The sequence below is a fragment of the Parvibaculum sedimenti genome, from assembly GCF_009184905.1.
Lineage (GTDB): Bacteria > Pseudomonadota > Alphaproteobacteria > Parvibaculales > Parvibaculaceae > Parvibaculum > Parvibaculum sedimenti.
Genome location: NZ_WESC01000021.1, coordinates 1 through 23,733, shown reverse-complemented (window position 1 = coordinate 23,733; position 23,733 = coordinate 1). Strand labels below are relative to the sequence as shown.

Below are 23,733 nucleotides of genomic sequence, written 5' to 3'. Positions count from 1 at the left end.
TCGTGGTGGTCGGATCGGAGGGAGGCGCGGGTTCCCTCGACGCAACCCGCCTTTCCGCCTCCTCCTCATCCAGCGCGCGCTTCATCAGGGTCTGGGTCTCATAAAAAGACCGGCGCCCGTGTCTGGCTCTCAATCGTCGCCAAATCGTCGCCAACAGCATCGCCTTCACCCTTCAGGCAATCACCACTATTTTAGAATAGTATAATAACGTTCAGCGCCTCGTTTGGTTTCAGTAAGGCAAGCGGGCAATTGCGACCCGTTCCACTATCCGTACACGGCAATTCCCCCATGCTGGCGTCCGTACATATATTATTGTCCCGATCCGGAATGACCCCGTTTTTGAGAAGTCATCTAGGGTCCTGCCGAGTGCCTGCTCAAGTCATTTAAAAGTTAAATGGATTTTAGGCCAATTTTCTTGTCGCCCTTCGCTTGGCTTGATAGCTGTTATTGATCTGGGGGATTTTCGAAAACTTGGGGGATATCATGTCGTTGTGGCCGGTCGCCGCTTGTGCGTGCACGGATAAACGTGGATTTCGGCGGTCGGAGCTTCGGCCCTTTCTTCTGGCGACGACTGCAGTCGCCGCGCTCCTCGCCTTCGAACCGGCTGCGTTGGCCGATGGCGGTGCGGGTGGTGCCGCCGGCAGTGGCGTCTTCGCTGGTGGCGGCGCAGGCGGAACCGGTGCGGAGGGAAGTGCCGGCAGCGCCGGTGGCAATGATTCCTTTTATGGCGCTGGCGGCGGCGGCGGCGGTGCGGCGGGCGGTGGCGCTGGCGGCCAGGGTGGCGCCGGCAGTGCGGGAACACACGCGGCCGGCGGCACGTCGGTCTCGCCCGACGGCGCTAACGGCGCCGACGCGATAGTCGTATACATCAATCCGGACGGCGGCTCCGGCGGCGGCGGCGGCGCTGGCGGCGCGCATGGCACGGTAGTGGGAAGCCTTGCCAATACGGTCTCGATCAGCGGTGGCAACGGCGGCAATGGCGGTAACGGCGGCGCGGGTGGCGGCACGGGCGCAGGCGGCGGCGGCGGTGGAGGCGCCGGCGGCTTTGGCGCGGTCATCACCGGAACCGGCAATTCGAGCAACAGCGGCGGCGGCACGATAACCGGCGGCGCGGGCGGCAATGGTGGCGCAGGCGGCAGCCCCGGCGCCGAGGGCGGCAATGGCGGTGTGGGCGGCGATGGCGGCGACGGTGTCGCGCTTACCGGGTCGGCTATTACGTTCACGAATTCCTCTGCCGTTACGGGCGGTGCAGGCGGCAATGGCGGCGCGGGCGGTGGCGGCGTGTCGGCAAGTGGCTTCGGCGGCAATGGTGGCAAAGGTGGCGCCGGTATCTCTGTGGTAGGCGCCACGATCGACAATCTCGGAACGATCACCGGCGGCGCGGGCGGCCTTGGCGGCGCGGCCGGCGGCGGTGGATTTACAAATCCAACGGACGGCGCCGATGGCGCAGGCGGCGCGGGCATCGCGGGCTCCAATCTCACCGTCATCAACAGCGGCACGATCAGCGGTGGTCTTTCGGGCGACGGCGTGACGCGGGCGAATGCCATCACCTTCACCGGCGGCGCCAACAAACTCACCTTCGGCAATACGACCTCCGGCCTCACCGGAAATATCGACGTCACGGGCTCGCTGACCTTCGACCAGTCCTCAGTCAATACAACCGTCGATAACAACATCACCGGCACCGGCTCCGTCGCGAAAACCGGCTCGGCAACAGTCAAGCTTTCCGGCGACAATACCTATACGGGCGGGACGACCCTCAACGAGGGCACACTGATGGCGGGTTCGTCGACGGCCTTTGGCACAGGCAGCGTCGGCGTCGCAAGCGGCGCGACGCTCGACATCAACGGCCAGAGTCTCGTCATCGGTTCGCTGTCCGACGTCTCGGGCGCGGGCGGCACGGTGACAAACGCCGACACAGTTGCAAACAGCCTTACAGTCGGTGGCGACAATAGCTCGACGACCTTCTCGGGCGTGATTGAGGACGGCGTGCACGCGCTGGGGGTCATCAAGGAAGGCACCGGCACTTTTACACTTGCGGGCACCAACACCTATAGCTTTGGCACGGTTGTGACCGGCGGCACACTCGCGATCACCAATGCGGACGCTCTCGGTTCCGGCACTCTTGCCCTGGAGAACGGCACGACGCTGGAATTCTCGGGATCCGGCATCAATCTGGCGAATGATGTGACGGTTGCGGGCGACCCGACTTTCACCGTCGGTGCGGACAACATCGACACGATCTCTGGCGTAATTGCCGACGGGGGCACCCCGGGCGATGTGGTCAAGGATGGCGACGGTACGCTGATCCTTTCAGCCACCAATACCTATACCGGCGCGACGACTGTCGAGGCGGGAACGCTCGATGTCACGGGCTCCATCGCAGGGTCGAGTCTCACCACCATCAATTCGGGCGCTACGTTGATCGGCACAGGCACTGTCGGCAATGTCGAGGTTGGCTCGGGTGGCACCTTCGCGCCGGGTGCCGCGGGCGCTGCCGGCACCTCCACGACTGTCTCGGGTACGCTGACCTTGGACAATGGCTCGACCTATCTTGCCGCGATCGGTGCCTCGACCGCTTCCTATGCCGATGTGAGCGGTACGGCGACGCTTGGCGGCACTCTGCTTGCCGATTTCGACATCAGCAACTATCTCACGAAGACGCCGTACACCCTGCTGCATTCCGGCGGTCTTGGCGGCACGACCTTCGATACGTTCACCACTTCCAATCTGCTCTCCGGTTTTGCAGCGAACGTCGAATATACGAACAGCGACGTGCTGCTCGATCTGACCGCCGCGCTGGGCGCCGGTGACACCCTCGACGGAAACCAGCAGAGCGTCGCCAGCGGCCTCAACAACTACTTCAACGGTGGCGGTACGCTGACGCCGAACTTCCTCCCTGTCTTTGGCCTCACGGGAGGCAATCTCGCAGGCGCGCTGAGCGAGCTCTCCGGCGAAGTTGCAACGGGTGGCGCGCATGGCAGTTTCCAGCTGATGAACGAGTTCCTCGGCCTCTTCTCCGGCGTGCCGGGCATGAATGTACCGACCAACAGCGCGATCAGCTTTGCGCCCGAGCCCGGCCCCGCACTTCCCGCCGCGGCGCGCGCTTATGCCTCGACATCCGATGTGCCGATGCCTTCGACGGAGGGTTGGAGCCTGTGGGGAACCGGCTTCGGCGGCGCGAACAGGAGCGACGGCAATCCAGCCGCGGGAACGCATGACGTCAAGGCGAGTGATTACGGCTTTGCCGTTGGCGCCGACTATCATTATTCGGCGGACACGATCCTCGGCTTTGCGATCGCTGGGGGCTCCACCAGCTGGGATCTGTCGCAGGGCCTCGGCAGCGGCGACAGCGACGCCCTGCAGCTCGGTGTTCATGCGGCAACGCGGTCGGGTCCCGTCTATCTTTCGGCAGCGCTCGGCTTCGCCAATCATTGGATGACGACGGATCGCCATGCATTTGGTGATCATCTGACGTCCGACTTCACGGCACAGTCCTATGCAGCCCGCCTTGAGGCAGGTTACCGCCTCGAACCGCTGCCGTCGCTCGGCGTCACGCCTTATGGCGCCATGCAGGTGCAGCATTTCCGGAGCCCGGGCCATGGCGAGAGCGATCTGAACGGCGGGGGCTATGCACTCTCTTATGACGCCATGAGCCTGACTGATACGCGCAGCGAGCTCGGTGCGCGTATCGATCAGGCAGCCACGTTCGGAAACAGCCGCCTGATCCTCAGCGCGGGTGCCGCCTGGGCACATGACTGGGCGACCGATCCGTCGGCGACGGCGGGCTTCCAGTCGCTTCCCGGCTCAAGCTTCGTGGTTTCGGGCGTAACCTCGCCGGAGAATGCCGCGCTGGTGTCGGCCGGGGCCGAACTGGAGCTGGCGCCCGACTGGACTCTTGGCGCGAAGTTCGATGGCGAGTTTGCCTCAGGCTATCGGAGCTATGCTGGCACCGGCACGCTGCGATATTCCTGGTAAGGAGCCCCATCCGCCTTCCATACGGGGACGCACTGCCGGCGGCGGTGCGTCGGCAACAGATTGTCAGCGCCCCAGGGCCCGCGAAGCGGAGGAGCCAGATGTGGAGATTTTGGCGGCCGGGGTCAAGCGGGCCAAGCCAAGCTGGCCGGAGGCAAACGATCGAGGCGCAGCTTCGATGCCGGTCTAGCCGGGCGTCTTGCCGGTTGGATCAGAAGGAGGCATCGGCTCCGCCGGGGCAGCCCGCTTTACGGCCTGCTCATCGAGCGCGCGCTTCATCACGACCTGGGTCTCATAGAAGGACCGGCGCCTTGACCGTCTGGCCGTAAGCCGCCGCCAGATGCTCACGATGGACATTGCCTAATCCCTCAAGCAACCGCCATCCCCCCGCTCGGTTCAAAGCCTATCATGTGAGCATCCCCGGGACACAAGCGTGATCGAAGTCGAATATGAACATTTTTGCTATTGGAGCCCGACTTCGCGTGAAAATCCCGCCGAAGCAACCTGTTAAGCTCCAATTCATATATGGCCAGCGGCAGCCAAACAGGCGCAAATTGCGCGATCCCTCACTCTGCCGGCGCCCCATTTGAGCCCGCGAAAACTATCTCTTTGCACTGTTATGTAAATTGCTTAGCGTATTTGATGGCTGAACTCTCTTTGTGCTGACAAACTTCATGAGTTTCTCAACTAACTGAGATGACATTATGATGCAAAAGGCGAGCGAGTTCTTCAATAATGAGCGGACTATTATAATCCTGCTTCTTGTTGCTTCCTTTTACATCGTGGGCTCATCCTACGCTGATATCAGCGAGCCACATCTATGGAGGAAGGCCGACGCCTACTCACAAATTTTGGGTTGGGCAGGTTTCAAGGATTTTGTCCCGTTTCAGAATTTTTTGGGCAAAACGGCCGTCTACGATATTCCAGTATATGAATATCTGATCGCAAAACTCTCGGCACTGACGTTTTCGGACCTTTTGGTCACAACCAAATATCTGAATTTATTTTTCTTTCTGGTAGTAGCGCTCACTGGCTACTCAATTTCTGAAACCCTGCGCCAGGAAACAGGAATTTATTATCTCTTTCTTCTCTGCACCTCGCGCTTTTTTCTCCACTACTATGCAGCGCCCATTCCCGATGACATGAGCCTGGCTCTTTCGATGGCCGGCCTTGCCATATTGCTGAAGAGTCGGAACATCAAATTTATCGTTCTGGCCGGAGCGTTGTGGTTGGTCGCTGCGCTCATCAAGTCGCCGATCCCATTCATATTCGTAGTTTTCTTTTCAACCCGGCTTCTGTTGCAGCATGTGCGGGGTACGGCGCTGAGCTCCCATGCTTGGGCAGCCATTCCGATCTCTCTTGCATTGGTGGGGGCTATTGCCGCCGAGAGGGGGCGCATGCTCATCATGAGCACAAATGTTGGCGGATTTGCCCAAGATCCGTCATTTTATTTCGGTACGCTTGATCGGCGCTTCTCGCTTGAGTTCTGGACGACGATGACCCATCGGGCATTCAGCGCAAATCGAGCGCTCGCTGCCTGTGTGCCGGGTCTTGTCTATCTGACCTTCAGGGGCTCGTTTCGTACTGTTCTGCCATTTGCGGTTGCGTTTCTGTCGGGTTGGCTCGTCTTCGCACCCCTCTATCTACAATCCGATTACTACCAGTTACCGGGAACTATTCTTCTCTTCATTGTCGCGGCGATGGGAGCGCAGATTTCCGCCGAATTTTTGATGAAGAAGATCGATGCTGGCGATACTTCGGCTTGGAAATTGCTGCGCGCCAGAAATCTGGTTCTTGCCGTCCTCGCGCCTCTTGTCGTCATTTACATGCCGAAACTCGGCGAATTCCATGGCACCTCATTCTCCAAAAGCGTCACTTACGCGCTTCGGGATGTCGATCACGTTATGTTTGTCGATGACCAATATCTTGTCACCGATCCCGCCATTGGGGCCCAAATCGCAACCAAATTTACGAGGATTTCGACCGTGGCATTTGAGGGGAACTGCGCGAGCCTCATTGCAGCCAACAGGGCGATTCTCGTTAATGGCTACTCGGCTTGTCTGGCCAAATACAAAAGCTCCGCCTCCACTTTCATCGAAGATGATGGCAAGCAATTTTATCTGAGAGCTAAATAAACAAGCAAAAAATTATTTGTCTATGCCTACCTATACTTTGTCGTAACATAAAAAATTATGTTCAATATTACTGCTATAGAATTGGAACGCCAATTCAGGAGATGTAACAGATTGCTTGTTGCCTTCTGACACACAGTCTCGCCCCTTAACTGTCCGTCCCATAATGATGAGATGGCTTAACGCTGGCTCAGCCGCTTCACGGCTGGTAAAAGTCTGGCCTGTAATAATTTTCGGTCTTCCGGGCCTTTCCGGCCGCGGGGACTTTCTGGCGAAACCGGGCGAATACCCATGATTGACGATAACGAAGGCCGCGTGGCCACGATCGAGCGCAAGACGAAGGAGACGGAGATTTTCGTCTCTCTCGATCTCGACGGCTCGGGCGAATATGACGTCGATACGGGGATCGGCTTCCTTGATCACATGCTCGAGCAGCTGTCGCGCCATTCGCTGATCGACCTCAAGGTCCGCGCCACGGGCGACCTGCACATCGATTTTCACCACACCACGGAAGACAGCGGCATCGTCATTGGCGAGGCCGTCCGTCAGGCGCTGGGCGATTTCAAGGGCATCCGCCGCTATGCGACGGCCATCATCCCGATGGACGAGACCTGCACGCGCGTCTCCATCGACGTGTCGCAGCGGCCCTATCTCGTCTGGAAGGTCAATTTCACGAAGCCGAAGCTCGGCGAGATGGACACCGAACTCTTCAAGGAATGGTTCCAGGCCTTCGCCCAGAATGCAGGCATCACGCTGCACATCGAAAACATGTACGGCGAGAACAATCACCACATTGTGGAATCCTGCTTCAAGGGCCTGGCCCGCGCGCTCCGCGACGCGATCGAGATCGATCCTCGCGCCGCCGACCGCATTCCCTCGACCAAAGGCAAGCTCGGCAGCTGATGCTGCCGGGCGTCTGCCCCCAAAGGCTGGCAATTTTCCACCGTCTGGCCTAGATAGAGCCCGAAACGCCCGACTTGGCCCCCGACCTCGCCCAAGCCCGGTTCGGGCCGAAGGACATGGCCCCATGCGTCTCTACACCGTGCACGAACTGAGCGGCGCCACCGCAAACGGCGATGGCCTCGAATTCGTGCATGAAGGCTTCTCCTGGACCGGGCTTTTTCTCGGACCCGTCTGGCTGGCTTTTTACCGGCTCTGGCTGGCGCTCGCGCTCTATCTGGTCGCGATGGTCCTGCTCGTCAGCGTCATCGAGGCCGCCGGTCTTGGTTCCGCGGGCGCCGTGGTCTGCCTCGTCGCCTTCCAGTTTCTTTTCGCTGGCGAAGCCAACGAGATCCGCCGCCGGGCGCTCTCGCGCAGAGGCGCTCGTGAAATCGCCATCGCCAGCGGGCACAACCTGATCGAGGCTGAGCGCGATTTTTTCCGCCGCTGGTCCGGCCCGTCCATCGTCGCGGGCGCTGCGCCGTCGCGGCCGCAGCCCGACGAGACCTTGCCGCCGCTCATGCCCGGCGCTGTCTGGCCGCGCCGTGCGGCTCACGACGATCACGGCGTTCTCGGTCTCTTTCCAAAGGCGGGGGGCTGACATGCTCGTCACCATCATCGACTATGGCTCCGGCAATTTGCGCTCCGCCGCCAAGGCCTTTGAGCGCGCCGCGCTCGAAGCCGGCACCGATGCGCGCATCCTCGTCACCGGCGATCCGGACGACGTGCGCGGTGCCGACCGGGTCGTGCTGCCGGGCGTCGGCGCATTCGGAGACTGCCGCGCGGGCCTCGATGCGATCCCCGGCATGATCGAGACGCTGGAGGATGTCGTGCGCCGCGATGGGCGCCCCTTCCTCGGCATTTGCGTCGGCATGCAGCTCATGGCGACGCGCGGCCTCGAACATGGCATTCACAAGGGCTTCGGCTGGATCGAAGGCGACGTGACGCTGATGAAGCCGCTCGATCCCGAACTCAAGATTCCGCATATGGGTTGGAACACCATCACGGCGCTCCGCCCCCACGCCCTGCTCGACGGCATACCGACCGGCGACAAGGGGCTCCATGCCTATTTCGTCCACTCCTATTCTCTCGTTGCCGCGCATGAGGAAGATGTGGTCGCGCGCGCCGATTACGGCGGGCCGGTCACGGCCATGGTCGCGAAGGAGAATATGGCGGGCACGCAATTCCATCCCGAGAAGAGCCAGGCGCTCGGTCTCGCTCTCATCGGCAATTTTCTGAAGTGGCGTCCATGATCCTCTTTCCCGCCATCGACCTCAAAGACGGGCAATGCGTACGCCTCGTGCGCGGCCTGATGGAAGAAGCCACTGTCTTCAACGACGATCCGGCAGCGCAGGCCCGCGCCTTCGAGCAGGCCGGGTTCGAATATATTCATCTCGTCGATCTCAACGGCGCCTTTGCCGGTCATCCGGTCAATGCGGGCGCGGTCGAGGCGATCCTGAATGCGATCAGCATCCCTGCCCAGCTAGGCGGCGGCATCCGCGATCTCGCCACCATCGAGATGTGGCTCGACAAGGGCATCCGCCGCGTCATCATCGGCACGGCGGCGGTGAAGAACCCCGCCCTCGTCATCGACGCCTGCGCCCGGTTTCCCGGCCGCATCGCCGTCGGTCTCGACGCCAAGGGCGGCCGTGTCGCCACCGAAGGCTGGGCGGAAGTCTCCGACCTCACCGTGCTCGACATGGCTCGCCGTTTCGAGGACGCGGGCGTCGCGGCCATCATCTACACGGACATCGACCGCGACGGCGTGCTGGGCGGGTTGAACATCGAAGCGACGGTTGCGCTGGCCAATGCAATCTCGATCCCCGTCATCGCGAGCGGAGGCCTCTCCTCCATTGAGGATATCCGCGCTCTCATCGCGGCGAACTGCAAGGGTCTCGAAGGCGCGATTTCGGGCCGCGCCCTCTATGACGGCCGCCTCGATCCGAAAGAGGCGATCGCACTTCTCAAGGGTGCAGCATGAGCCTCAAGGCGCGCGTCATCCCCTGTCTTGACGTCAAGGACGGCCGTGTTGTCAAAGGCGTCAACTTCGTCGACCTGCGCGATGCGGGCGATCCGGTAGAGGCCGCGCGCGCTTACGACGCGGCCGGCGCGGACGAACTCTGCTTCCTTGACATCACGGCGAGCCACGAAGAACGCGCGATCATTTTCGATGTCGTCGCCCGTACCGCCGAGCAGTGCTTCATGCCGCTCACCGTCGGCGGCGGGGTGCGTACCATCGAAGATGTGAGGAAGCTCCTCCTTGCCGGCGCCGACAAGGTTTCGATCAACACCGCCGCCGTTAACGACCCTGATTTCGTCCGCGCCGCTGCCGAGAAATTCGGTAACCAGTGCATCGTCGTCGCGATCGACGCCAAGCAGGTCGCGCCCGGCAAGTGGGAAATCTTCACTCATGGTGGCCGCAACCGCACCGGCATTGATGCCGTCGAATACGCGCAGAAAGTTGCAAGCCTGGGCGCGGGCGAAATCCTGCTGACCTCAATGGACCGTGACGGCTCGAAGGCGGGTTTTGATATTCCGCTCACACGCGCGGTCGCCGATGCTGTCACAATTCCGGTTATCGCCTCGGGCGGCGTCGGTAATCTCGACCATCTGGTTGCGGGCATCCGCGAAGGCCATGCCAGCGCCGTGCTGGCCGCGTCGATCTTCCATTTCGGCGAATACACGATCGGCGAAGCCAAGGCCTATATGGCCGAAGCCGGCATTCCGATGCGCCTCTGAACCAATTGTGACAATGGATGGTGTCCGGGGATTGCGTCCGGGCGCCTGTGCGTCCATGACACAGCGGCGTTGGGGCGCACATGTGCCATTTGCGAGTTTTCCGGATTCCAAGCAGAATAATTCCCCGTAGTGTCTGGGTTCCGCGAGGATGCGCGATGCCGTATGCCGGATTGACCATGCGACACACTTCCCGCCGGACCCTCGGCGTACGCCTTTCTGTGAGGCATTAGAAAATGAATCGCGAGATTGAGCTCAAGCTCGAATGTGAGCCGGAAGCCCTTGATCGTGTCTCCCGCGCGCCGGTTCTTTCCCGGCTGAAGCGAGGCCGCGCCAGCGAGAAGACGCTGCGCTCAACCTATTTCGATACGGAAGATTTCTCATTGATGAGGAGCGGCCTCGCGCTTCGCGTGCGGGAGGCGGGCGGCAAGCGCATCCAGACGCTCAAGACCGAAAGCGACGGCACTGGTCTTGCGAGCGACCGCGGCGAATGGGAAGTGCAGCTCGGGAGCGACGAAGAGGGCCCGAACCTCAATCGCCTGCCGGCGAACCTCAAGGCACGCATCCGCAAGGCGGCCAATGGCGCGCCGATTTCGCCGCGCCTCGTCTCCGACATTCATCGCACGGCCCGCCACCTCACAACGCCAGATGGCGACGAGATCGAATTCGCCATCGACCGCGGCGTGCTGCGCGCCAATGGGCGCGAAGCGCGGGTGAGCGAGGTCGAGCTCGAATTGAAGCGCGGCGATCCGTCGAGCCTCTATCGTCTGGCGCTGGAACTGGCCGATCTGGTTCCTCTTCGCGTCGGTATGCGGAGCAAGGCCGAGCGCGGCGTGACGCTTGCGGGTGACGAGAAGCCCGGCGCGATCCGCGCCGACATGATCTCCCTGGCCCGCGACATCGATGTCGAAGATGCCTATGCCACGATCCTGCGCCAATGCCTCTCGCATCTTCTTCTCAACGAAGCTGTCGCCATCGAGAACGCATCCACCGAGGCGCTGCATCAGATGCGCGTCGCACTCCGGCGCATGCGTTCGGCCTTCGCCGCCTTCGCCAAGGTGATGAAGGATGAAACGGCACAGCATCTTTCGCGCGACGCGAAATGGCTTGCCACTGCCATCGGCCGCGCTCGCGATTTTGACGTCTTCCTCACGACCATTCTCGTGCCGCTCGAAAAGGAAAATCCCGGCGACAAGGAAATCCTCGCCCTGCGCGAAGCGGCCGAGAAGCAGCGCAAGCGCGCCTGGGCAGGTGCGCGTTCGGCGCTGCGTTCGGCGCGTATGAGTTCCTTCGTCCTGCGGCTCGCGCTTTATGTCGATGAGCGCAGCTGGCGCGATGCCGGTGGCGACGCCTCCCGTTTCGAGGAAGCGCTTTCCGACTTCGCGCCGAAGGCTCTCGACAAATATCTGAAGGACGCGACCAAGCTTGGCCGCCGCATCGATGGTCTCAGCGTTAATGAGCGCCATGAGCTACGCAAGCGGCTGAAGAAGCTGCGTTATACGCTGAGCTTTTTCGCCTCGCTCTATCGCCGCCCCGACACACGCAACTATCTCCACGCGCTGTCGGAGTTGCAGGATGTCTTCGGCGCGCTGAACGATGTGGAGTCTGCCCGCAAGCTCACCGAAGAGTTAACGGAGCTTCAACCCCTGCTTGTCGCGCCGGCCGAGCGTCTTCGCGCCTATCACGAGCGTCGGGCGCGCAAGCAATGGCAGTCCGCTGTCGGACTCTGGCGGGATTTTCGCGATATAGAGCCCTTCTGGCGCTGACGATTCTGAGGGTGGTGCGACCTTTCATCGCCCTCTTAAGAAATTTTGAAACACTTGTCCCATAGCATTCCTGCGAGTTGGACCGTTCCGGCCCGAGTTTGCTTTCGGGAGTGCCGCAAGAATGTCAGAAGAAACGCCGTCCCGCCGTTCAGGCGAGGCCCGGATGCAGGTCGATGCAAGTCGCGACCCTCAGGCAATCGTCGGCCGCCGGATCGGCAGTGAGGCGCTGAAAAAGCTCGCCGAACTCAATCTGCGCTACCTCAAGGGCATCCCCAACGGCTGGTGCGTGGTCATGAAGGACTGCGACCTGTCGGGCCTCGATCTGCGCGGGCTGAATTTCTCCCAAGCTCATTTCATCGCCTGCAGCTTCGAGAATGCCAATCTCGAGGACGCGCGCTTTCAGGGCGCCAATCTCTTCAGCGCCAATTTCGACGGCGCGAACCTGACGCGGACCGATTTCGGCCAGGCCGATCTTCGCGGCGCCTGTTTCGAGAATGCCGAGATGACGGATGCCCGCCTCGAAGGCGCGGATCTGCGCCGTGGCGTCGTCATCCGGGCGGGCAACCAGATCAAGAGCAATCGCGAGCATTCGACCTTCCGCAATGCCATCATGCGTGGCACCAGGCTCACCGATTGCAAGCTCCTCGACGCCGATTTCGAGGGCGCCTCGCTCAGCGGCGTGAACCTGCAGGGCGCCGATCTTCGTGGCGCGAATTTCGCGGGTGCCGAACTCACCGGCGTCATTTTCGCCGGAGCAAATCTTTCCGACGCCGATTTCCGCCGCGCCATCATGGATGAGGCGACCTCGGCCCATGGCGACATGATGCGCGCCACAAAGGCCCGCCGCGCGCCCGGCCCCGAGCGGCTGAAACGCATGCTCGACAATCACCTCGTCTGGATCCAGACGAGCGAGCGTCAGGGCGAACGGGCGGATTTCTCGCATATGGACCTGTCGCGGACCGATTTTTCCCGCTCCGTGCTGGCCAGCGCCATCTTCCGGGGTGCCATCCTTGCCGATGCGTCTTTCCACGGTGCGATCCTCGCCGCCGCCGATTTCCGCGACGCCATCCTGCTCCGCGCCGACCTGACCCGGGCCGACCTCCGGGGCGCGGACCTTCGCGGGGCAAGCCTGAAGGATTCGATCCAGACTGGCGTCCGCATGGGCGAGATGCAGGGCGTCAAGCTCGCCACCCGCACCTGATCCGGCTACTCCCTCCCCCTGCTGGCGTCTGACGGCCAAATCTGCTACGGAGAGCCGCCGCGCCGGGGTTCAAACCGCCCGAACGGCCCCTTTTTTCCTGCAGGGGGTGCCTCATGGCAGCCGATGCCCGCCAGCTCGATGCGCTTTTCGAGACGATCCTTTCCCGAAAGGCCGGCGACCCTGCGTCGTCCTACACCGCAAAGCTCGTCGCAGGCGGCACCCCGCTCTGCGCCCGCAAGCTTGGCGAAGAGGCGGTTGAAACCGTGGTCGCCGCGCTGACCGGCGACACGAAGGGGCTCATCTCGGAATCCGCCGATCTTCTGTTCCACTGGCTCGTCCTGCTCGCTGAGCGCGGTATCGAGCCTGCCGCCGTCTATGCCGAGCTTGAGCGCCGCGAAGGCCGCTCCGGCATCGACGAGAAGGCGTCACGCGGAGCAGGCCAATGACCGAGACGATCGAGCGCGCGGCGCTCTCGCCCTACCGCCATTTCACGGCGGCGGAATGGGGCGAGCTTCGCAAGGATACGCCGCTTCCCTTGTCCGAGGCCGAGCTCGAAGAGCTGAAGGGTTTCGGCGAGCGCATCTCGCTGGACGAGGTCAGCGAGATCTATCTGCCGCTCTCGCGCCTTCTCAATCTCTATGTGCTGGAGACGCAGGAGCTTTACCGCGTCACCTCCGACTTCCTCGGCCGCTCGCAGGCCAAGGTGCCCTATATCATCGGCGTCGCGGGTTCGGTCGCCGTGGGCAAGAGCACGACTGCGCGTATTCTGTCCACGCTGCTCGCCCGCTGGCCGAACCACCCCAAGGTCGACCTCATCACGACCGACGGCTTTCTCTATCCCAACAAGGTGCTTGAAGAGCGCGACCTGATGGGTCGCAAGGGTTTCCCCGAGAGCTTCGACGTCCGCCGCCTGATCCAGTTCCTTTCGGACGTGAAGGCTGGCTCGCGCAATGTCGAGGCGCCGGTCTATTCGCATTTCACCTATGACATTCGCGTCGGCGAAAGCATCGTCGTCGATCAGCCCGACATTCTCGTCGTCGAAGGTCTCAACGTGCTTCAGCCCTGGAAGCCCGCCGAGGGCGAGGAGCCGTTGCCCTTCGTCTCCGACTTCTTCGATTTCTCGATCTATCTCGATGCCGACGAGGAGGCGATCCGCCGCTGGTATATCGAGCGCTTCCTCAGCCTGCGTGAAACGTCGTTCCGCGATCCCAAGGCCTATTTCCACCGCTATGCGCATCTGACCGATGAAGAAGCGGTGCAGACGGCGGATTCGATCTGGACCTCGATCAACCTCGCCAATCTGCGCAAGAACATCCTGCCGACGCGCCAGCGCGCCCAGCTCATCCTGCGCAAGGGCGACGATCACCGCATTCGCGACGTGGCGCTCAGGAAGCTCTAGAGCTTGCGTCTGTTGAAGATGGCCCCCGGATCAAGTCCGGGATGACGATCTTTGTTGGGGCGAAGACAATATAATGATCGTCATGCCGGACTTGATCCGGCATCCATCTTAATGACCTGGCGAAAATCGCGTCAGAACCCCTTCTTTTTCGCAAGCTCTGCCAGCGATACCTGCGGTCGCGGTCCGTAATGCGAGATGACTTCGGCCGCCGCCATGGCGCCAAGACGCGCGGAATGGACTGGCGAATAGCCATGCGACAAGCCGTAAAGGAAGCCCGAGGCGAAGAGATCGCCCGCGCCCGTGGTATCCACGACCTTGGCGACCCTGTCGGCATCGACCACATGCACCTCGCCATCGGCAACGATGACGGCGCCGGCTTCGGAACGCGTCAGCGCCGCGAATTTGCATTCTTCCTTCACCCGCGTCAGCGCTTCGTCGAAGATGTCGACTTCGTAGAGCGAGAGGATTTCAGCTTCATTGGCGAAGAGAAGATCGACTTCATCCTTCACCAGCTTGCGGAATTCGTCGCGATAGCGCGCGACGCAGAATGAATCCGAAAGCGTCAGCGAGACGATGCGGCCCGCATCGCGTGCGATCTTCGCGGCCTTGAGGAAGGCTTGCTTCGCGTCGGGCTGATCCCAGAGATAGCCTTCCATGTAGGTCGCGTAGGACGACTTGATGACTTCATCGTCGATATCGTCCGGCGTCAGGTTCTGCGCCGCGCCGAGAAAAGTATTCATGCTGCGCTGCGCATCGGGCGTTACGAGGATGAGGCAGCGTCCGGTGGGCGGGCCGTCCTCGGCGAGCGGCGTCGAGAAGTGAACGCCCAGCGACTTGATGTCATGGGCGAAGATCCGGCCGAGCTGGTCGTTCTTCACCTTGCCGAAAAAGGCGCCCTTGCCGCCGAGCGAGGCAAGGCCCGCAATCGTATTGGCGCAGGAGCCGCCCGACATTTCGATCGCCTGTCCCATGCGGCCATAGAGTTCGTCGGCGCGGCCCGTGTCGATGAGCGTCATCGACCCCTTCTGGATGTTGTTCATGTCGAGGAAATGGTCGTTGGCGTCGGCAATCACATCGACCAGCGCATTGCCGATCCCGGCCACGTCATATTTCAGTTCAGTCATGGTCCTCGTCACGCATAAGGGGAAATTGGAAGCGGGGCGCAGTATAGGCGAGGCGGCCCCCGTTGGACAAAGCGATCCGAGCCATTAAGCTCCGCTCCTCAACTCGAGGGCCGCAATTCATGTTCTCCGACGCGCTCCGCGCTTTCCACGAAACATTTTCCGCGCCTTTTCGCCGAGTGCTCTGGTTGTCGCTGGCCGCGACCATCATCGTTCTGGCTCTGTTCGGCATCGGGCTTCAATGGGTGCTCGGTGCTCTGCCACAGTTCGGCACGCCCTGGCTCGACGTGACGCTCGAATGGATCGCGCGCCTCTTTGCCCTTGTCGTGCTGGTCCCGTTGGTCCATCCCGTTATTTCGCTTGTCGCGAGTCTTTTTCTCGAAAGCATCGCCGCCAAGGTCGAGGCGCAGGATTATCCCGCCGACGCGCCGGGCCGCGACCAGCCGGTGTTGCAGTCGCTGTGGGTGGCCATCCGTTTCACGGCGGTGCTGATCGTCGTCAACATCATCGCCCTGCCCTTCTATCTCGTGCCGGGCCTCAATCTTGCGCTTTTCTGGATCGTGAACGGCTATCTCTTCGGCCGCGAATATTTCGAGCTGGTCGCGCTGCGCCATGTCTCGCCGCAACGGATGAGCGAGCTACGTTCCCGTCATCGCTTCCGTATCTTCAGCGCGGGCGTCGTCGTCGCCGCCTTCGGCACGGTGCCGCTGCTCAATCTGCTCGCGCCGCTTTTCGCTACCGCCTTCATGGTTCACACATCGAAAAGGATCGGCCTCGCATGACGCGCTTCCTACGCGCCGCACCTCTTCTGGGCGCGCTTCTGCTCGCCGCCTGTGCGACTGATGGCACATCTTCTGGCGTCGGCATGTCGAACCGCGACCTTGCGTCGGTCGAGCCTTCTGCCTCCATCGGCAGCGGCCCGCTGACGCCGACGAGCCTTCTGGGCGTTGTGCCCGACGCATTGTCGGCTCGCCTTGGCGAGCCGGCCTTCAAGCGCTCCGAACCTCAGGCGGAAGTCTGGCAATATGCGGGTCAGGCCTGCTCGCTCTTCATCTATTTCTACAAGACCGGCTCCGGCGCGCTTGCCTCGTCCTATGTCGATGCGCGCAAGACCCTCGGCGGCCCCGCCGATCCTGCAGCCTGTCTGGGAGAGGTCGAGGCGAAGAAGTCTCCACCGGTTTCCTAAACCGTTTCGTCATGCCGGACTCGATCCGGCATCCATCTTCCTTCCTTCACGCGGCAAAGATGGCCCCCGGATCAGGTCCGGGGTGACGGTTCCGTTTTGACGGTGGACTCCGATCCGCTCCTCACTCCGCCGTCGTCTTCGCCTTGAACTTGCAGAGATCCCTGACGATGCAGTCGGGGCATTTGGGCTTGCGCGCCACGCAGGTATAGCGCCCATGCAGGATGAGCCAGTGATGCGCATGCATCATGTATTTCGCCGGCACCACCTTCAGAAGCTTCTGTTCCACTTCGAGCGGTGTCTTTCCGGGCGCCATGCCGGTACGGTTGCCAATGCGGAAAATGTGAGTGTCCACCGCGATGGTCGGCTCGCCAAAGGCGATGTTGAGCACCACGTTAGCTGTCTTGCGTCCGACGCCTGGCAAGGCCTCCAGCGCCTCACGATCATGCGGTACCTCGCCATCATGCTTCTCGACCAGCAGATGCGAGAGGGCGATGACGTTCTTCGCCTTGGTCTTGTAAAGCCCAATGGTCTTGATGTGGCCGGTGAGCTTCGCCTCGCCGAGCTTCACCATCTTCTGCGGCGTGTCGGCGAGCTTGAAGAGTTTCTCCGTCGCCTTGTTGACGCCCTTGTCGGTCGATTGGGCCGAAAGCACCACGGCTACGAGCAGCGTATAGGGATTGTGATACTGAAGTTCGGTCTTCGGTTCCGGCAGCACCCTGGAAAGGCGCGCGAAGAATTCCTCGATCTCGGCTTTTTTCATCGGCATGGGCGGCGGGCTTTCGGAGCGGAACGGCGGGGCATACGTTAAAATGCGCGGAGGCCGAATGATCCGCAAGCCATGGACGGACCCCATATTCGATCCTATCTTCTAGCCATGACCCCCCGCCCGACTACAGCCGAACAGCTTGAACCGCCGCTTCACTTCGATGCGTTGCTGACGCCGCACCGCTCATTGAGCCGGAAGGGCTTTCTCATCCTCATGAGCGCGGTCATCGCCGTGAATTTCGCCGGCGGACTCGTCTTCCTGCTGAAAGGCGCCTGGCCGGTTTTCGGCTTCTGTGGCCTCGACGTGGCGCTCGTCTACTGGGCCTTCAGGGCGAATTACCGCGCCGCCCGGGCGCATGAGACGATCCAGCTTTCCGACGATGAATTGCGCGTCCGCCGCGTCGACCAGAAGGGCCGCGCCCGCGCCTGGAGCTTCCAGCCCTATTGGGTGCGGCTCGAACTCATCGAGCATCCCGATGAGACGAAGGACGTCTATCTCGTCTCGCATGGCAAGGCGCTGGAGATCGCGCATCAGCTCTCGCCAGACGAGCGTATCGACTTCGCCCGCGCGCTCAATGGCGCGTTGCGGGATCTGCGGAACGGCGTGTTCCGGAAGGACACCTAGGCGCTGCCATCACGCCCCGGTGGGGCATGACGGGCAGGCTTGTGTCAGTGCGCCTCGCGCTCGATCAGAGCCTTCTTCGAAAGAACATTGCCCTTGTCGTCGAGCTCATAGACGAGGGGTGCGCCTGTCGCGATGTTGAGCTTCACGATCTGGGCTTCGGAGAGCTTGTCGAGCACCATGACGAGGGCGCGGAGCGAATTGCCATGGGCGGCGACGAGCACGCGCTCGCCCTTGAGCACACGCGGCAGGATTTCCTTCTCGAAATAAGGCAGCACACGGGCCGCCGTATCCTTCAGGCTCTCGCCGCCGGGCGGGGGAATGTCGTATGAGCGGCGCCAGATATGCACCTGCTCCTCGCCCCACTTCTCGCGGGCGTCGTCCTTGTTGAGGCCGGAGAGGTCGCCATAGTCGCGCTCGTTGAGCGCCTGATCCTTCACCACGGGCAGGTTCGGCTGGCCGAGTTCCTCGAGGATGATGCGGTTCGTTTCCTGCGCGCGGCTGAGCGCGGAGGTGAAGGCGACATCGAACTGGTATCCTGCTTCCTTGAGCGCGTGGCCGGATTCATGCGCCTCGGCCTTGCCCTGCTCGGTCAGGCCCGGATCGCGCCAGCCGGTGAAGAGGTTTTTCTCGTTCCATTCGCTTTGTCCATGACGGACGAGAACAAGCAGGTTCGACACTTTTCTATTCCTTTATCCGTAGACTGACTTACTTCAGGCCCAAAACATCGGCCATGTTGAAGAGGCCGGGGCCCTTGCCCTGTCCCCAGAGCGCGGCCTTGATCGCGCCGCGTGCGAAGATGGCGCGGTCTTCGGCGATATGACCGAGCACGATGCGCTCGGACGGCCCGGCGAAGATGACCTGATGGTCGCCGACGACGCTGCCGCCGCGCAGGCTCGCAAAGCCGATCGCGCCTTCCTCGCGCGCGCCGGTAATGCCGTCGCGTCCGCGCTCCGAATGATTGCCGAGCGTGATGCCGCGCCCTTCGGCTGCTGCCTCGCCCAGAAGCAGCGCCGTCCCTGACGGCGCATCGACCTTGTGGCGATGGTGCATTTCGACGATCTCGATATCCCATGAGGGATCGAGCGCCTTCGCCGCCTGGCGAACCAGCGCCGCGAGCAGGTTGACGCCGAGGCTCATGTTCCCGGCCTTGATGATGGTTGCATGCCGCGCCGCCGCCTCGATGCGGGCTTCGTCATCCGCTTCGATGCCGGTCGTGCCGATCACATGGACGATGCGGGCCTGCGCGGCGAGCGCCGCGAACTCGACGCTGGCGCGGGGCGCGGAAAAATCGATCAGCGCGTCGGCATCCTTGATGACGGCGAGCGCGTCATCGGAGGCCTTGATGCCGAGAGGCGCGGCGAGCCCCGCCAGCGTGCCGAGATCGGCGCCGACATTGGGGCTGCCCTTGGCCTCGATGCCGCCCGCGAGCTCAGCCCCCTCCGTCTCATGGATGAGCTTCAGCAGCGTGCGGCCCATGCGGCCCGCGCAGCCCGTTACCGCGATCTTCACGTCTTGCGCCATGGTCTCGTCCGGGGTCGGAAGCGGAAAAACTATAGGCGGCGGGTATATCAGGCCCACCCGGCGAGGTAAATCCGGCCTTCAGCCGCGGAAAATGAACCAGGCGCCTGCCGCGATCAGCGCGAAGCCGATCGCCGTGTTCGAGCTGATGGGCTGGCCGAGATAGAGGGCCGAGAAGCCTGCGAAGACGATGAGGGTGATGACCTCCTGGATCGTCTTGAGCTGCGCCGCCGAATAGACCGACGAGCCGAACCGGTTGGCGGGCACGGCGAGGCAATATTCGAAGAGCGCCAACCCCCAACTGATCCCGATCACCATGAGGAGCGGCGTTGCCTTGTACTTCAGGTGCCAGTACCAGGCGGTGGTCATGAAAAGGTTGGAGAGCGTCAGAAGGCCGATCGGCAGCAGATAGGCTTGCATGGGAACCCGCATGAAAAAGGGCCCCGCGATGCTTTGCGGGGCCCTGTCATCCTAGCCGAAATCGGCCTCAGCTCTGAAAGCCGTCCCAGAACTCCTTCACCCTGGCGAAGAAGCCGGAGCTTTCCGGGTTCGTCTCCTTGCTCGATGCCTTCTCGAATTCGCGCAGCAATTCCTTCTGCTTCTTCGAGAGATGCACCGGCGTTTCGACGGTGGTCTGGATATAGAGGTCGCCGATCTCGCGCGAATGCAGGACGGGCATGCCCTTGTCCTTCAGGCGGAACTGGCGGCCCGTCTGGCTGCCTTCCGGGATCTTCACCTTCACGCGCTTGCCGTTGAGCGTCGGCACCTCGATCTCGCCGCCCAGCGCCGCCGTGGCCATCGAAATGGGTACGCGGCAGAAGAGATCCGCGCCGTCGCGCTGGAAGATCGGATGCGGCTTGGTCGAGAGGAAGATGTAGAGATCGCCGGCTGGCCCGCCATGCATTCCCGCCTCGCCCTCGCCCGAAAGGCGAATGCGCGTGCCGTCCTCGACGCCTGCCGGGATGTTGACCGAGAGCGTGCGCTCGCGTTCGACGCGGCCCGCGCCGTGGCAGGTCTTGCAAGGCTTCTCGATGGTCTGGCCGCGGCCGTGACAGGTCGGGCAGGTCCGCTCCACCGTGAAGAAGCCCTGCGTCGCCCGCACCTTGCCCGCGCCCTGACAGGTCGTGCAGGTGACGGGGCTTGAGCCCGGCTCCGCGCCCGATCCGTTGCAGGTGTCGCAGGCGACGGAAGAGGGCACGCGGATCTGCGCCTTCTTGCCCTCGAATGCTTCCTCGAGGCTGATCTCCATGTTGTAGCGGAGGTCCTGACCGCGCGTGCGGCCGCCATCGCCGCCGCGCCGTCCGCGACGCCCGCCCATGAATTCGCCGAAGAGATCGTCGAAAATGTCGGACATGGAGGCGCCGAAATCGCCGCTGAAGCCGCCGCCGGGCCCGCCGCGTCCCGGTCCGCCGCCTTCAAAGGCCGCATGACCGAACTGGTCATAGGCCGCGCGCGACTGCTCGTCCTTCAAGACGTCATAGGCCTCGTTCAATTCCTTGAACTTCGCTTCGGCCTCCGCGTCGCCGGGATTGCGGTCGGGGTGAAGCTCCTTCGCCTTGGCGCGATAGGCCTTCTTCAACTCGTCCGCCGTCGCGTTCCGCGCGGCGCCCAGCACTTCATAGAAATCGCGTTTGGACATGGAATTAATGTCTCACAGAGCGACGCCCCGGCGAGCCGAAACTCACCGGGGCGTTCTCATGCGTGTTAGGGGTGAACGACATGGGGCAAGCCCGGCGGGTTCGGATCAGTGCTTGTCGTCCCGCTTGGTTTCGTCGACTTCCTCGAAGTCGGCATCCACCACGTCGTCGCCGGCATTGGCCGAGGAACCGGCTTCGCCAGGCGCGCCTTCGTCCTGCGCGGCCTTGTAGATGGCCTCGCCGAGCTTCATGGCGGTCTGGGTCAGTTCCTGCGTCTTCGCCTTCACGTCGTCGATCGAACCATCCTTGAGCGCGGCCTTCAGCGCTTCGACGGCGGCTTCGATCTCGCCCTTCACTTCAGCCGAAACCTTGTCGGCATTTTCGGCGAGCGTCTTCTCGGTCGAGTTGACGAGGCTTTCGGCGTGATTGCGCGTCTCGACTTCCTCGCGCTTCTTCTTGTCTTCCTCGGCGTGAGCTTCGGCGTCCTTCACCATCTGCTCGATGTCGCTTTCCGACAGACCGCCCGAGGCCTGAATGCGGATCGACTGTTCCTTGTTCGTCGCCTTGTCCTTGGCCGACACGTTGACGATGCCGTTGGCGTCGATGTCGAAGGTGACCTCGATCTGCGGCACGCCGCGCGGCGCCGGCGGAATGCCGAGAAGGTCGAACTGGCCGAGGATCTTGTTGTCGGCGGCCATTTCGCGCTCGCCCTGGAAGACGCGGATCGTCACGGCGTTCTGGTTGTCGTCCGCCGTCGAGAAGGTCTGCGACTTCTTGGTCGGGATCGTGGTGTTGCGGTCGATGAGGCGCGTGAACACGCCGCCCAGCGTTTCGATGCCGAGCGAAAGCGGCGTCACGTCGAGCAGCAGCACGTCCTTGACGTCGCCCTGCAGCACGCCCGCCTGAATGGCCGCGCCCATGGCGACGACTTCATCCGGGTTCACCGACTTGTTCGGCTCCTTGCCGAAGAACTGCTTCACGACTTCCTGAATCTTCGGCATGCGGATCTGGCCGCCGACGAGAACGATCTCGTCGATCTGGGCCGCCGTCACGCCCGCATCCTTGAGCGCCTTCTTGCAGGGCTCGATGGTGCGCTGGATCAGGTCTTCGACGAGCGCTTCGAGTTTGGCGCGCGTGAGCTTCATCGTCAGATGCTTCGGACCGGAAGCGTCAGCCGTGATGAAGGGCAGGTTCACTTCAGTCTGCTGGGCCGAGGAAAGCTCGATCTTCGCCTTTTCGGCGGCTTCCTTCAGGCGCTGCAGCGCAAGCTTGTCGCCGCGCAGGTCGATGCCGTTCTCTTTCTTGAACTCGTCGGCGAGGTAGTTGACGAGACGCATGTCGAAGTCTTCGCCGCCGAGGAACGTGTCGCCGTTCGTCGCCTTCACTTCGAAGACGCCGTCGCCGATTTCGAGAATGGAAATGTCGAACGTGCCGCCGCCAAGGTCGTAGACGGCGATGATTTCGCCGTTCTTCTTGTCGAGGCCATAGGCAAGGGCTGCCGCCGTCGGCTCGTTGATGATGCGCAGCACTTCAAGGCCGGCGATCTTGCCCGCGTCCTTGGTCGCCTGGCGCTGGGCGTCGTTGAAATAGGCGGGAACCGTGATGACGGCCTGCGTCACCGTCTCGCCGAGATAGTTCTCGGCCGTTTCCTTCATCTTCTGGAGGATGAAGGCGGAAATCTGCGAGGCGGAATATTTCTCGGCATTGGCCTCGACCCATGCGTCGCCGTTCGGCGCGCGCACGATCGAATAGGGCACCATGCCCTTGTCCTTCTGCGTCGTCGGATCGTCATAGGAGCGGCCGATAAGGCGCTTGATCGCGAAGAAGGTGTTGGTCGGGTTGGTGACGGCCTGGCGCTTCGCCGATTGTCCGACAAGGCGCTCGCCATCCGGCGAGAAAGCCACGATCGACGGCGTCGTGCGCAGGCCTTCGGAATTCTCGATCACTTTCGGAGTGGAACCATCCATCACCGCGACGCACGAATTCGTGGTGCCGAGGTCGATGCCGATTACTTTTCCCATCTCAAAGGTCCTCTTTAATTTTGCGGCAGGCCGGGCGAGCCCGTTGATCGGCGCCCAATGCCATCCCCGCAGCGTCAGCGCAAGCGGCGCTTTCTGCGAGTCCGGCTCCGGCCCCCTAAGGGGTCCCCCGAATGGCTTGGGGGGTGGAATGACTGGGCTGTATATAGGTTTCGCTTGTGAGCCCCGCAAGCGGGGATGCGGCATTTAGGCCACAGGGATTCGATTTGTGGGATTGTTCTGCATCGGCCCCGTGAGCGGGCGTGCAGGTGTTAACCGACGGGAGATTGAGTTGGCGAAGCGGACGCCGGTCGAAACGGGCTTCGAGGGCCTCGCCCTCTATCCGGGGCTTCTGGGCCCGGCGGAGCAGCGCGCGCTCATCGAGGCGCTGCGCGAGGGCGCGAAGGCCGCCCCGCCCTATCGCCCCCGCATGCCCCGCACTGGCCAGCCCTGGTCGATCACCCAGACCAATTTCGGCCCGCTCGGCTGGTTCTCGGACGAAAAGGGCTATCGCTACGAGCCCCGCCACCCCGAAACCGGCGAGCCCTGGCCCGCGGTCCCGGAGATCCTTCTCGACCTGTGGACGGAGCTTGCCGCCTACCCGGCCCCGCCCGAGGCTTGCCTCGTCAATATTTACCGTAAGCGATGTTTCGTTCACACCTTGACTGGATAATTCCAAGGGAGCAGATCTTTGATCTGGCTTTGCTTGTGTCCG

General features: G+C 62.3%; 22 protein-coding genes. 15 read left to right on the top strand and 7 right to left on the bottom strand.

Annotated features, from left to right (window positions below):
• Positions 1-483 precede the first annotated feature (483 nt).
• The 11 genes from F2P47_RS16900 (at position 484) to coaA (ending at position 14,148) form a co-directional block, all read left to right on the top strand.
• Positions 484-3,978, top strand: coding sequence for an autotransporter outer membrane beta-barrel domain-containing protein (locus F2P47_RS16900; RefSeq protein ID WP_152217565.1), 3,495 nt, complete (start codon positions 484-486; stop codon positions 3,976-3,978).
• Between the two features lie 701 nt (positions 3,979-4,679).
• A complete protein-coding gene (locus F2P47_RS16895; protein ID WP_152217564.1) occupies positions 4,680-6,110 on the top strand; it encodes a hypothetical protein in 1,431 nt (476 codons plus the stop codon).
• 288 nt (positions 6,111-6,398) lie between these two features.
• The gene (gene hisB, locus F2P47_RS16890) at positions 6,399-7,010 is read left to right on the top strand and encodes an imidazoleglycerol-phosphate dehydratase HisB (protein ID WP_152217563.1); all 612 of its coding nucleotides are present in this window, start codon (positions 6,399-6,401) and stop codon (positions 7,008-7,010) included.
• Between the two features lie 124 nt (positions 7,011-7,134).
• Entirely contained in the window at positions 7,135-7,647 is a 513-nt protein-coding gene (locus F2P47_RS16885; protein ID WP_152217562.1) for a DUF2628 domain-containing protein, read from the top strand.
• A 1-nt stretch (position 7,648) separates the two neighbouring features.
• Complete coding sequence (gene hisH, locus F2P47_RS16880; RefSeq protein ID WP_152217561.1) at positions 7,649-8,299, top strand: imidazole glycerol phosphate synthase subunit HisH; 651 nt, start codon at positions 7,649-7,651, stop codon at positions 8,297-8,299.
• Positions 8,287-9,027, top strand: coding sequence for a 1-(5-phosphoribosyl)-5-[(5-phosphoribosylamino)methylideneamino]imidazole-4-carboxamide isomerase (gene hisA / locus F2P47_RS16875; protein WP_204886745.1), 741 nt, complete (start codon positions 8,287-8,289; stop codon positions 9,025-9,027). Before hisH ends, hisA begins: the two co-directional genes overlap by 13 nt.
• A complete protein-coding gene (hisF, locus tag F2P47_RS16870) occupies positions 9,024-9,785 on the top strand; it encodes an imidazole glycerol phosphate synthase subunit HisF (protein WP_152217559.1) in 762 nt (253 codons plus the stop codon). Before hisA ends, hisF begins: the two co-directional genes overlap by 4 nt.
• A 233-nt stretch (positions 9,786-10,018) precedes the next feature.
• The gene (locus tag F2P47_RS16865) at positions 10,019-11,548 is read left to right on the top strand and encodes a CYTH and CHAD domain-containing protein (protein WP_152217558.1); all 1,530 of its coding nucleotides are present in this window, start codon (positions 10,019-10,021) and stop codon (positions 11,546-11,548) included.
• Between the two features lie 121 nt (positions 11,549-11,669).
• Positions 11,670-12,749 carry a pentapeptide repeat-containing protein gene (locus F2P47_RS16860; RefSeq protein ID WP_152217557.1) on the top strand — a complete coding sequence of 360 codons (1,080 nt, stop codon included), beginning with the start codon at positions 11,670-11,672 and terminating at the stop codon, positions 12,747-12,749.
• A 113-nt stretch (positions 12,750-12,862) separates the two neighbouring features.
• Positions 12,863-13,195: a phosphoribosyl-ATP diphosphatase gene (locus F2P47_RS16855; protein WP_152217556.1), complete on the top strand. Its 333-nt coding sequence runs from the start codon at positions 12,863-12,865 to the stop codon at positions 13,193-13,195.
• Complete coding sequence (gene coaA, locus F2P47_RS16850; RefSeq protein WP_152217555.1) at positions 13,192-14,148, top strand: type I pantothenate kinase; 957 nt, start codon at positions 13,192-13,194, stop codon at positions 14,146-14,148. The genes F2P47_RS16855 and coaA overlap by 4 nt, the downstream gene beginning before the upstream one ends.
• Before the next feature lie 131 nt (positions 14,149-14,279).
• On the opposite strand, the gene F2P47_RS16845 is transcribed toward coaA, so the two are convergent.
• A complete protein-coding gene (locus F2P47_RS16845; RefSeq protein WP_152217554.1) occupies positions 14,280-15,272 on the bottom strand; it encodes an adenosine kinase in 993 nt (330 codons plus the stop codon).
• Positions 15,273-15,391: 119 nt separating this feature from the next.
• On the opposite strand from F2P47_RS16845, the gene F2P47_RS16840 reads away from it, so the two are divergent.
• Together F2P47_RS16840 and F2P47_RS16835 are read left to right on the top strand one after the other, a co-directional pair.
• Positions 15,392-16,051, top strand: a complete 660-nt coding sequence (locus tag F2P47_RS16840; RefSeq protein WP_152217553.1) for an EI24 domain-containing protein — start codon at positions 15,392-15,394, stop codon at positions 16,049-16,051.
• Positions 16,048-16,455, top strand: coding sequence for a hypothetical protein (locus tag F2P47_RS16835; protein WP_152217552.1), 408 nt, complete (start codon positions 16,048-16,050; stop codon positions 16,453-16,455). Before F2P47_RS16840 ends, F2P47_RS16835 begins: the two co-directional genes overlap by 4 nt.
• Positions 16,456-16,576: 121 nt before the next feature.
• Here the strand turns inward: F2P47_RS16835 and nth are convergent, their stop codons facing one another.
• The gene (gene nth, locus F2P47_RS16830) at positions 16,577-17,221 is read right to left on the bottom strand and encodes an endonuclease III (protein WP_204886744.1); all 645 of its coding nucleotides are present in this window, start codon (positions 17,219-17,221) and stop codon (positions 16,577-16,579) included.
• A 108-nt stretch (positions 17,222-17,329) separates the two neighbouring features.
• Between nth and F2P47_RS16825 the strand changes: the two genes are divergently transcribed.
• Positions 17,330-17,845, top strand: a complete 516-nt coding sequence (locus F2P47_RS16825) for a DUF2244 domain-containing protein (RefSeq protein WP_152217551.1) — start codon at positions 17,330-17,332, stop codon at positions 17,843-17,845.
• Between the two features lie 44 nt (positions 17,846-17,889).
• On the opposite strand, the gene F2P47_RS16820 is transcribed toward F2P47_RS16825, so the two are convergent.
• From F2P47_RS16820 to dnaK, 5 genes are all read right to left on the bottom strand, one after another.
• A complete protein-coding gene (locus F2P47_RS16820) occupies positions 17,890-18,522 on the bottom strand; it encodes a 2,3-bisphosphoglycerate-dependent phosphoglycerate mutase (protein ID WP_152217550.1) in 633 nt (210 codons plus the stop codon).
• 28 nt (positions 18,523-18,550) lie between these two features.
• Positions 18,551-19,366, bottom strand: coding sequence for a 4-hydroxy-tetrahydrodipicolinate reductase (gene dapB, locus F2P47_RS16815; RefSeq protein WP_152217549.1), 816 nt, complete (start codon positions 19,364-19,366; stop codon positions 18,551-18,553).
• 78 nt (positions 19,367-19,444) lie between these two features.
• The gene (locus tag F2P47_RS16810) at positions 19,445-19,783 is read right to left on the bottom strand and encodes a DMT family protein (protein ID WP_152217548.1); all 339 of its coding nucleotides are present in this window, start codon (positions 19,781-19,783) and stop codon (positions 19,445-19,447) included.
• 67 nt (positions 19,784-19,850) lie between these two features.
• On the bottom strand, positions 19,851-21,002 hold the full coding sequence (dnaJ, locus tag F2P47_RS16805; RefSeq protein WP_152217547.1) for a molecular chaperone DnaJ: 1,152 nt from the start codon (positions 21,000-21,002) through the stop codon (positions 19,851-19,853).
• Between the two features lie 105 nt (positions 21,003-21,107).
• On the bottom strand, positions 21,108-23,021 hold the full coding sequence (gene dnaK, locus F2P47_RS16800) for a molecular chaperone DnaK (RefSeq protein WP_152217546.1): 1,914 nt from the start codon (positions 23,019-23,021) through the stop codon (positions 21,108-21,110).
• Positions 23,022-23,310: 289 nt separating this feature from the next.
• On the opposite strand from dnaK, the gene F2P47_RS16795 reads away from it, so the two are divergent.
• A complete protein-coding gene (locus tag F2P47_RS16795) occupies positions 23,311-23,691 on the top strand; it encodes an alpha-ketoglutarate-dependent dioxygenase AlkB (RefSeq protein WP_246176941.1) in 381 nt (126 codons plus the stop codon).
• Positions 23,692-23,733: the final 42 nt, after the last annotated feature.

Coding starts and splice junctions, on each gene's coding strand:
- F2P47_RS16885 (WP_152217562.1), top strand. CDS start 7,135: ATGCGTCTCTACACCGTGCACGAACTGAGCGGCGCCACCGCAAACGGC.
- F2P47_RS16855 (WP_152217556.1), top strand. CDS start 12,863: ATGGCAGCCGATGCCCGCCAGCTCGATGCGCTTTTCGAGACGATCCTT.
- F2P47_RS16810 (WP_152217548.1), bottom strand. CDS start 19,783: ATGCAAGCCTATCTGCTGCCGATCGGCCTTCTGACGCTCTCCAACCTT.
- F2P47_RS16860 (WP_152217557.1), top strand. CDS start 11,670: ATGTCAGAAGAAACGCCGTCCCGCCGTTCAGGCGAGGCCCGGATGCAG.
- dnaK (WP_152217546.1), bottom strand. CDS start 23,021: ATGGGAAAAGTAATCGGCATCGACCTCGGCACCACGAATTCGTGCGTC.
- F2P47_RS16900 (WP_152217565.1), top strand. CDS start 484: ATGTCGTTGTGGCCGGTCGCCGCTTGTGCGTGCACGGATAAACGTGGA.
- hisB (WP_152217563.1), top strand. CDS start 6,399: ATGATTGACGATAACGAAGGCCGCGTGGCCACGATCGAGCGCAAGACG.
- coaA (WP_152217555.1), top strand. CDS start 13,192: ATGACCGAGACGATCGAGCGCGCGGCGCTCTCGCCCTACCGCCATTTC.
- F2P47_RS16845 (WP_152217554.1), bottom strand. CDS start 15,272: ATGACTGAACTGAAATATGACGTGGCCGGGATCGGCAATGCGCTGGTC.
- F2P47_RS16835 (WP_152217552.1), top strand. CDS start 16,048: ATGACGCGCTTCCTACGCGCCGCACCTCTTCTGGGCGCGCTTCTGCTC.
- hisH (WP_152217561.1), top strand. CDS start 7,649: ATGCTCGTCACCATCATCGACTATGGCTCCGGCAATTTGCGCTCCGCC.
- F2P47_RS16865 (WP_152217558.1), top strand. CDS start 10,019: ATGAATCGCGAGATTGAGCTCAAGCTCGAATGTGAGCCGGAAGCCCTT.
- hisF (WP_152217559.1), top strand. CDS start 9,024: ATGAGCCTCAAGGCGCGCGTCATCCCCTGTCTTGACGTCAAGGACGGC.
- F2P47_RS16840 (WP_152217553.1), top strand. CDS start 15,392: ATGTTCTCCGACGCGCTCCGCGCTTTCCACGAAACATTTTCCGCGCCT.
- F2P47_RS16895 (WP_152217564.1), top strand. CDS start 4,680: ATGATGCAAAAGGCGAGCGAGTTCTTCAATAATGAGCGGACTATTATA.
- dnaJ (WP_152217547.1), bottom strand. CDS start 21,002: ATGTCCAAACGCGATTTCTATGAAGTGCTGGGCGCCGCGCGGAACGCG.
- F2P47_RS16825 (WP_152217551.1), top strand. CDS start 17,330: ATGACCCCCCGCCCGACTACAGCCGAACAGCTTGAACCGCCGCTTCAC.
- nth (WP_204886744.1), bottom strand. CDS start 17,221: ATGCCGATGAAAAAAGCCGAGATCGAGGAATTCTTCGCGCGCCTTTCC.
- dapB (WP_152217549.1), bottom strand. CDS start 19,366: ATGGCGCAAGACGTGAAGATCGCGGTAACGGGCTGCGCGGGCCGCATG.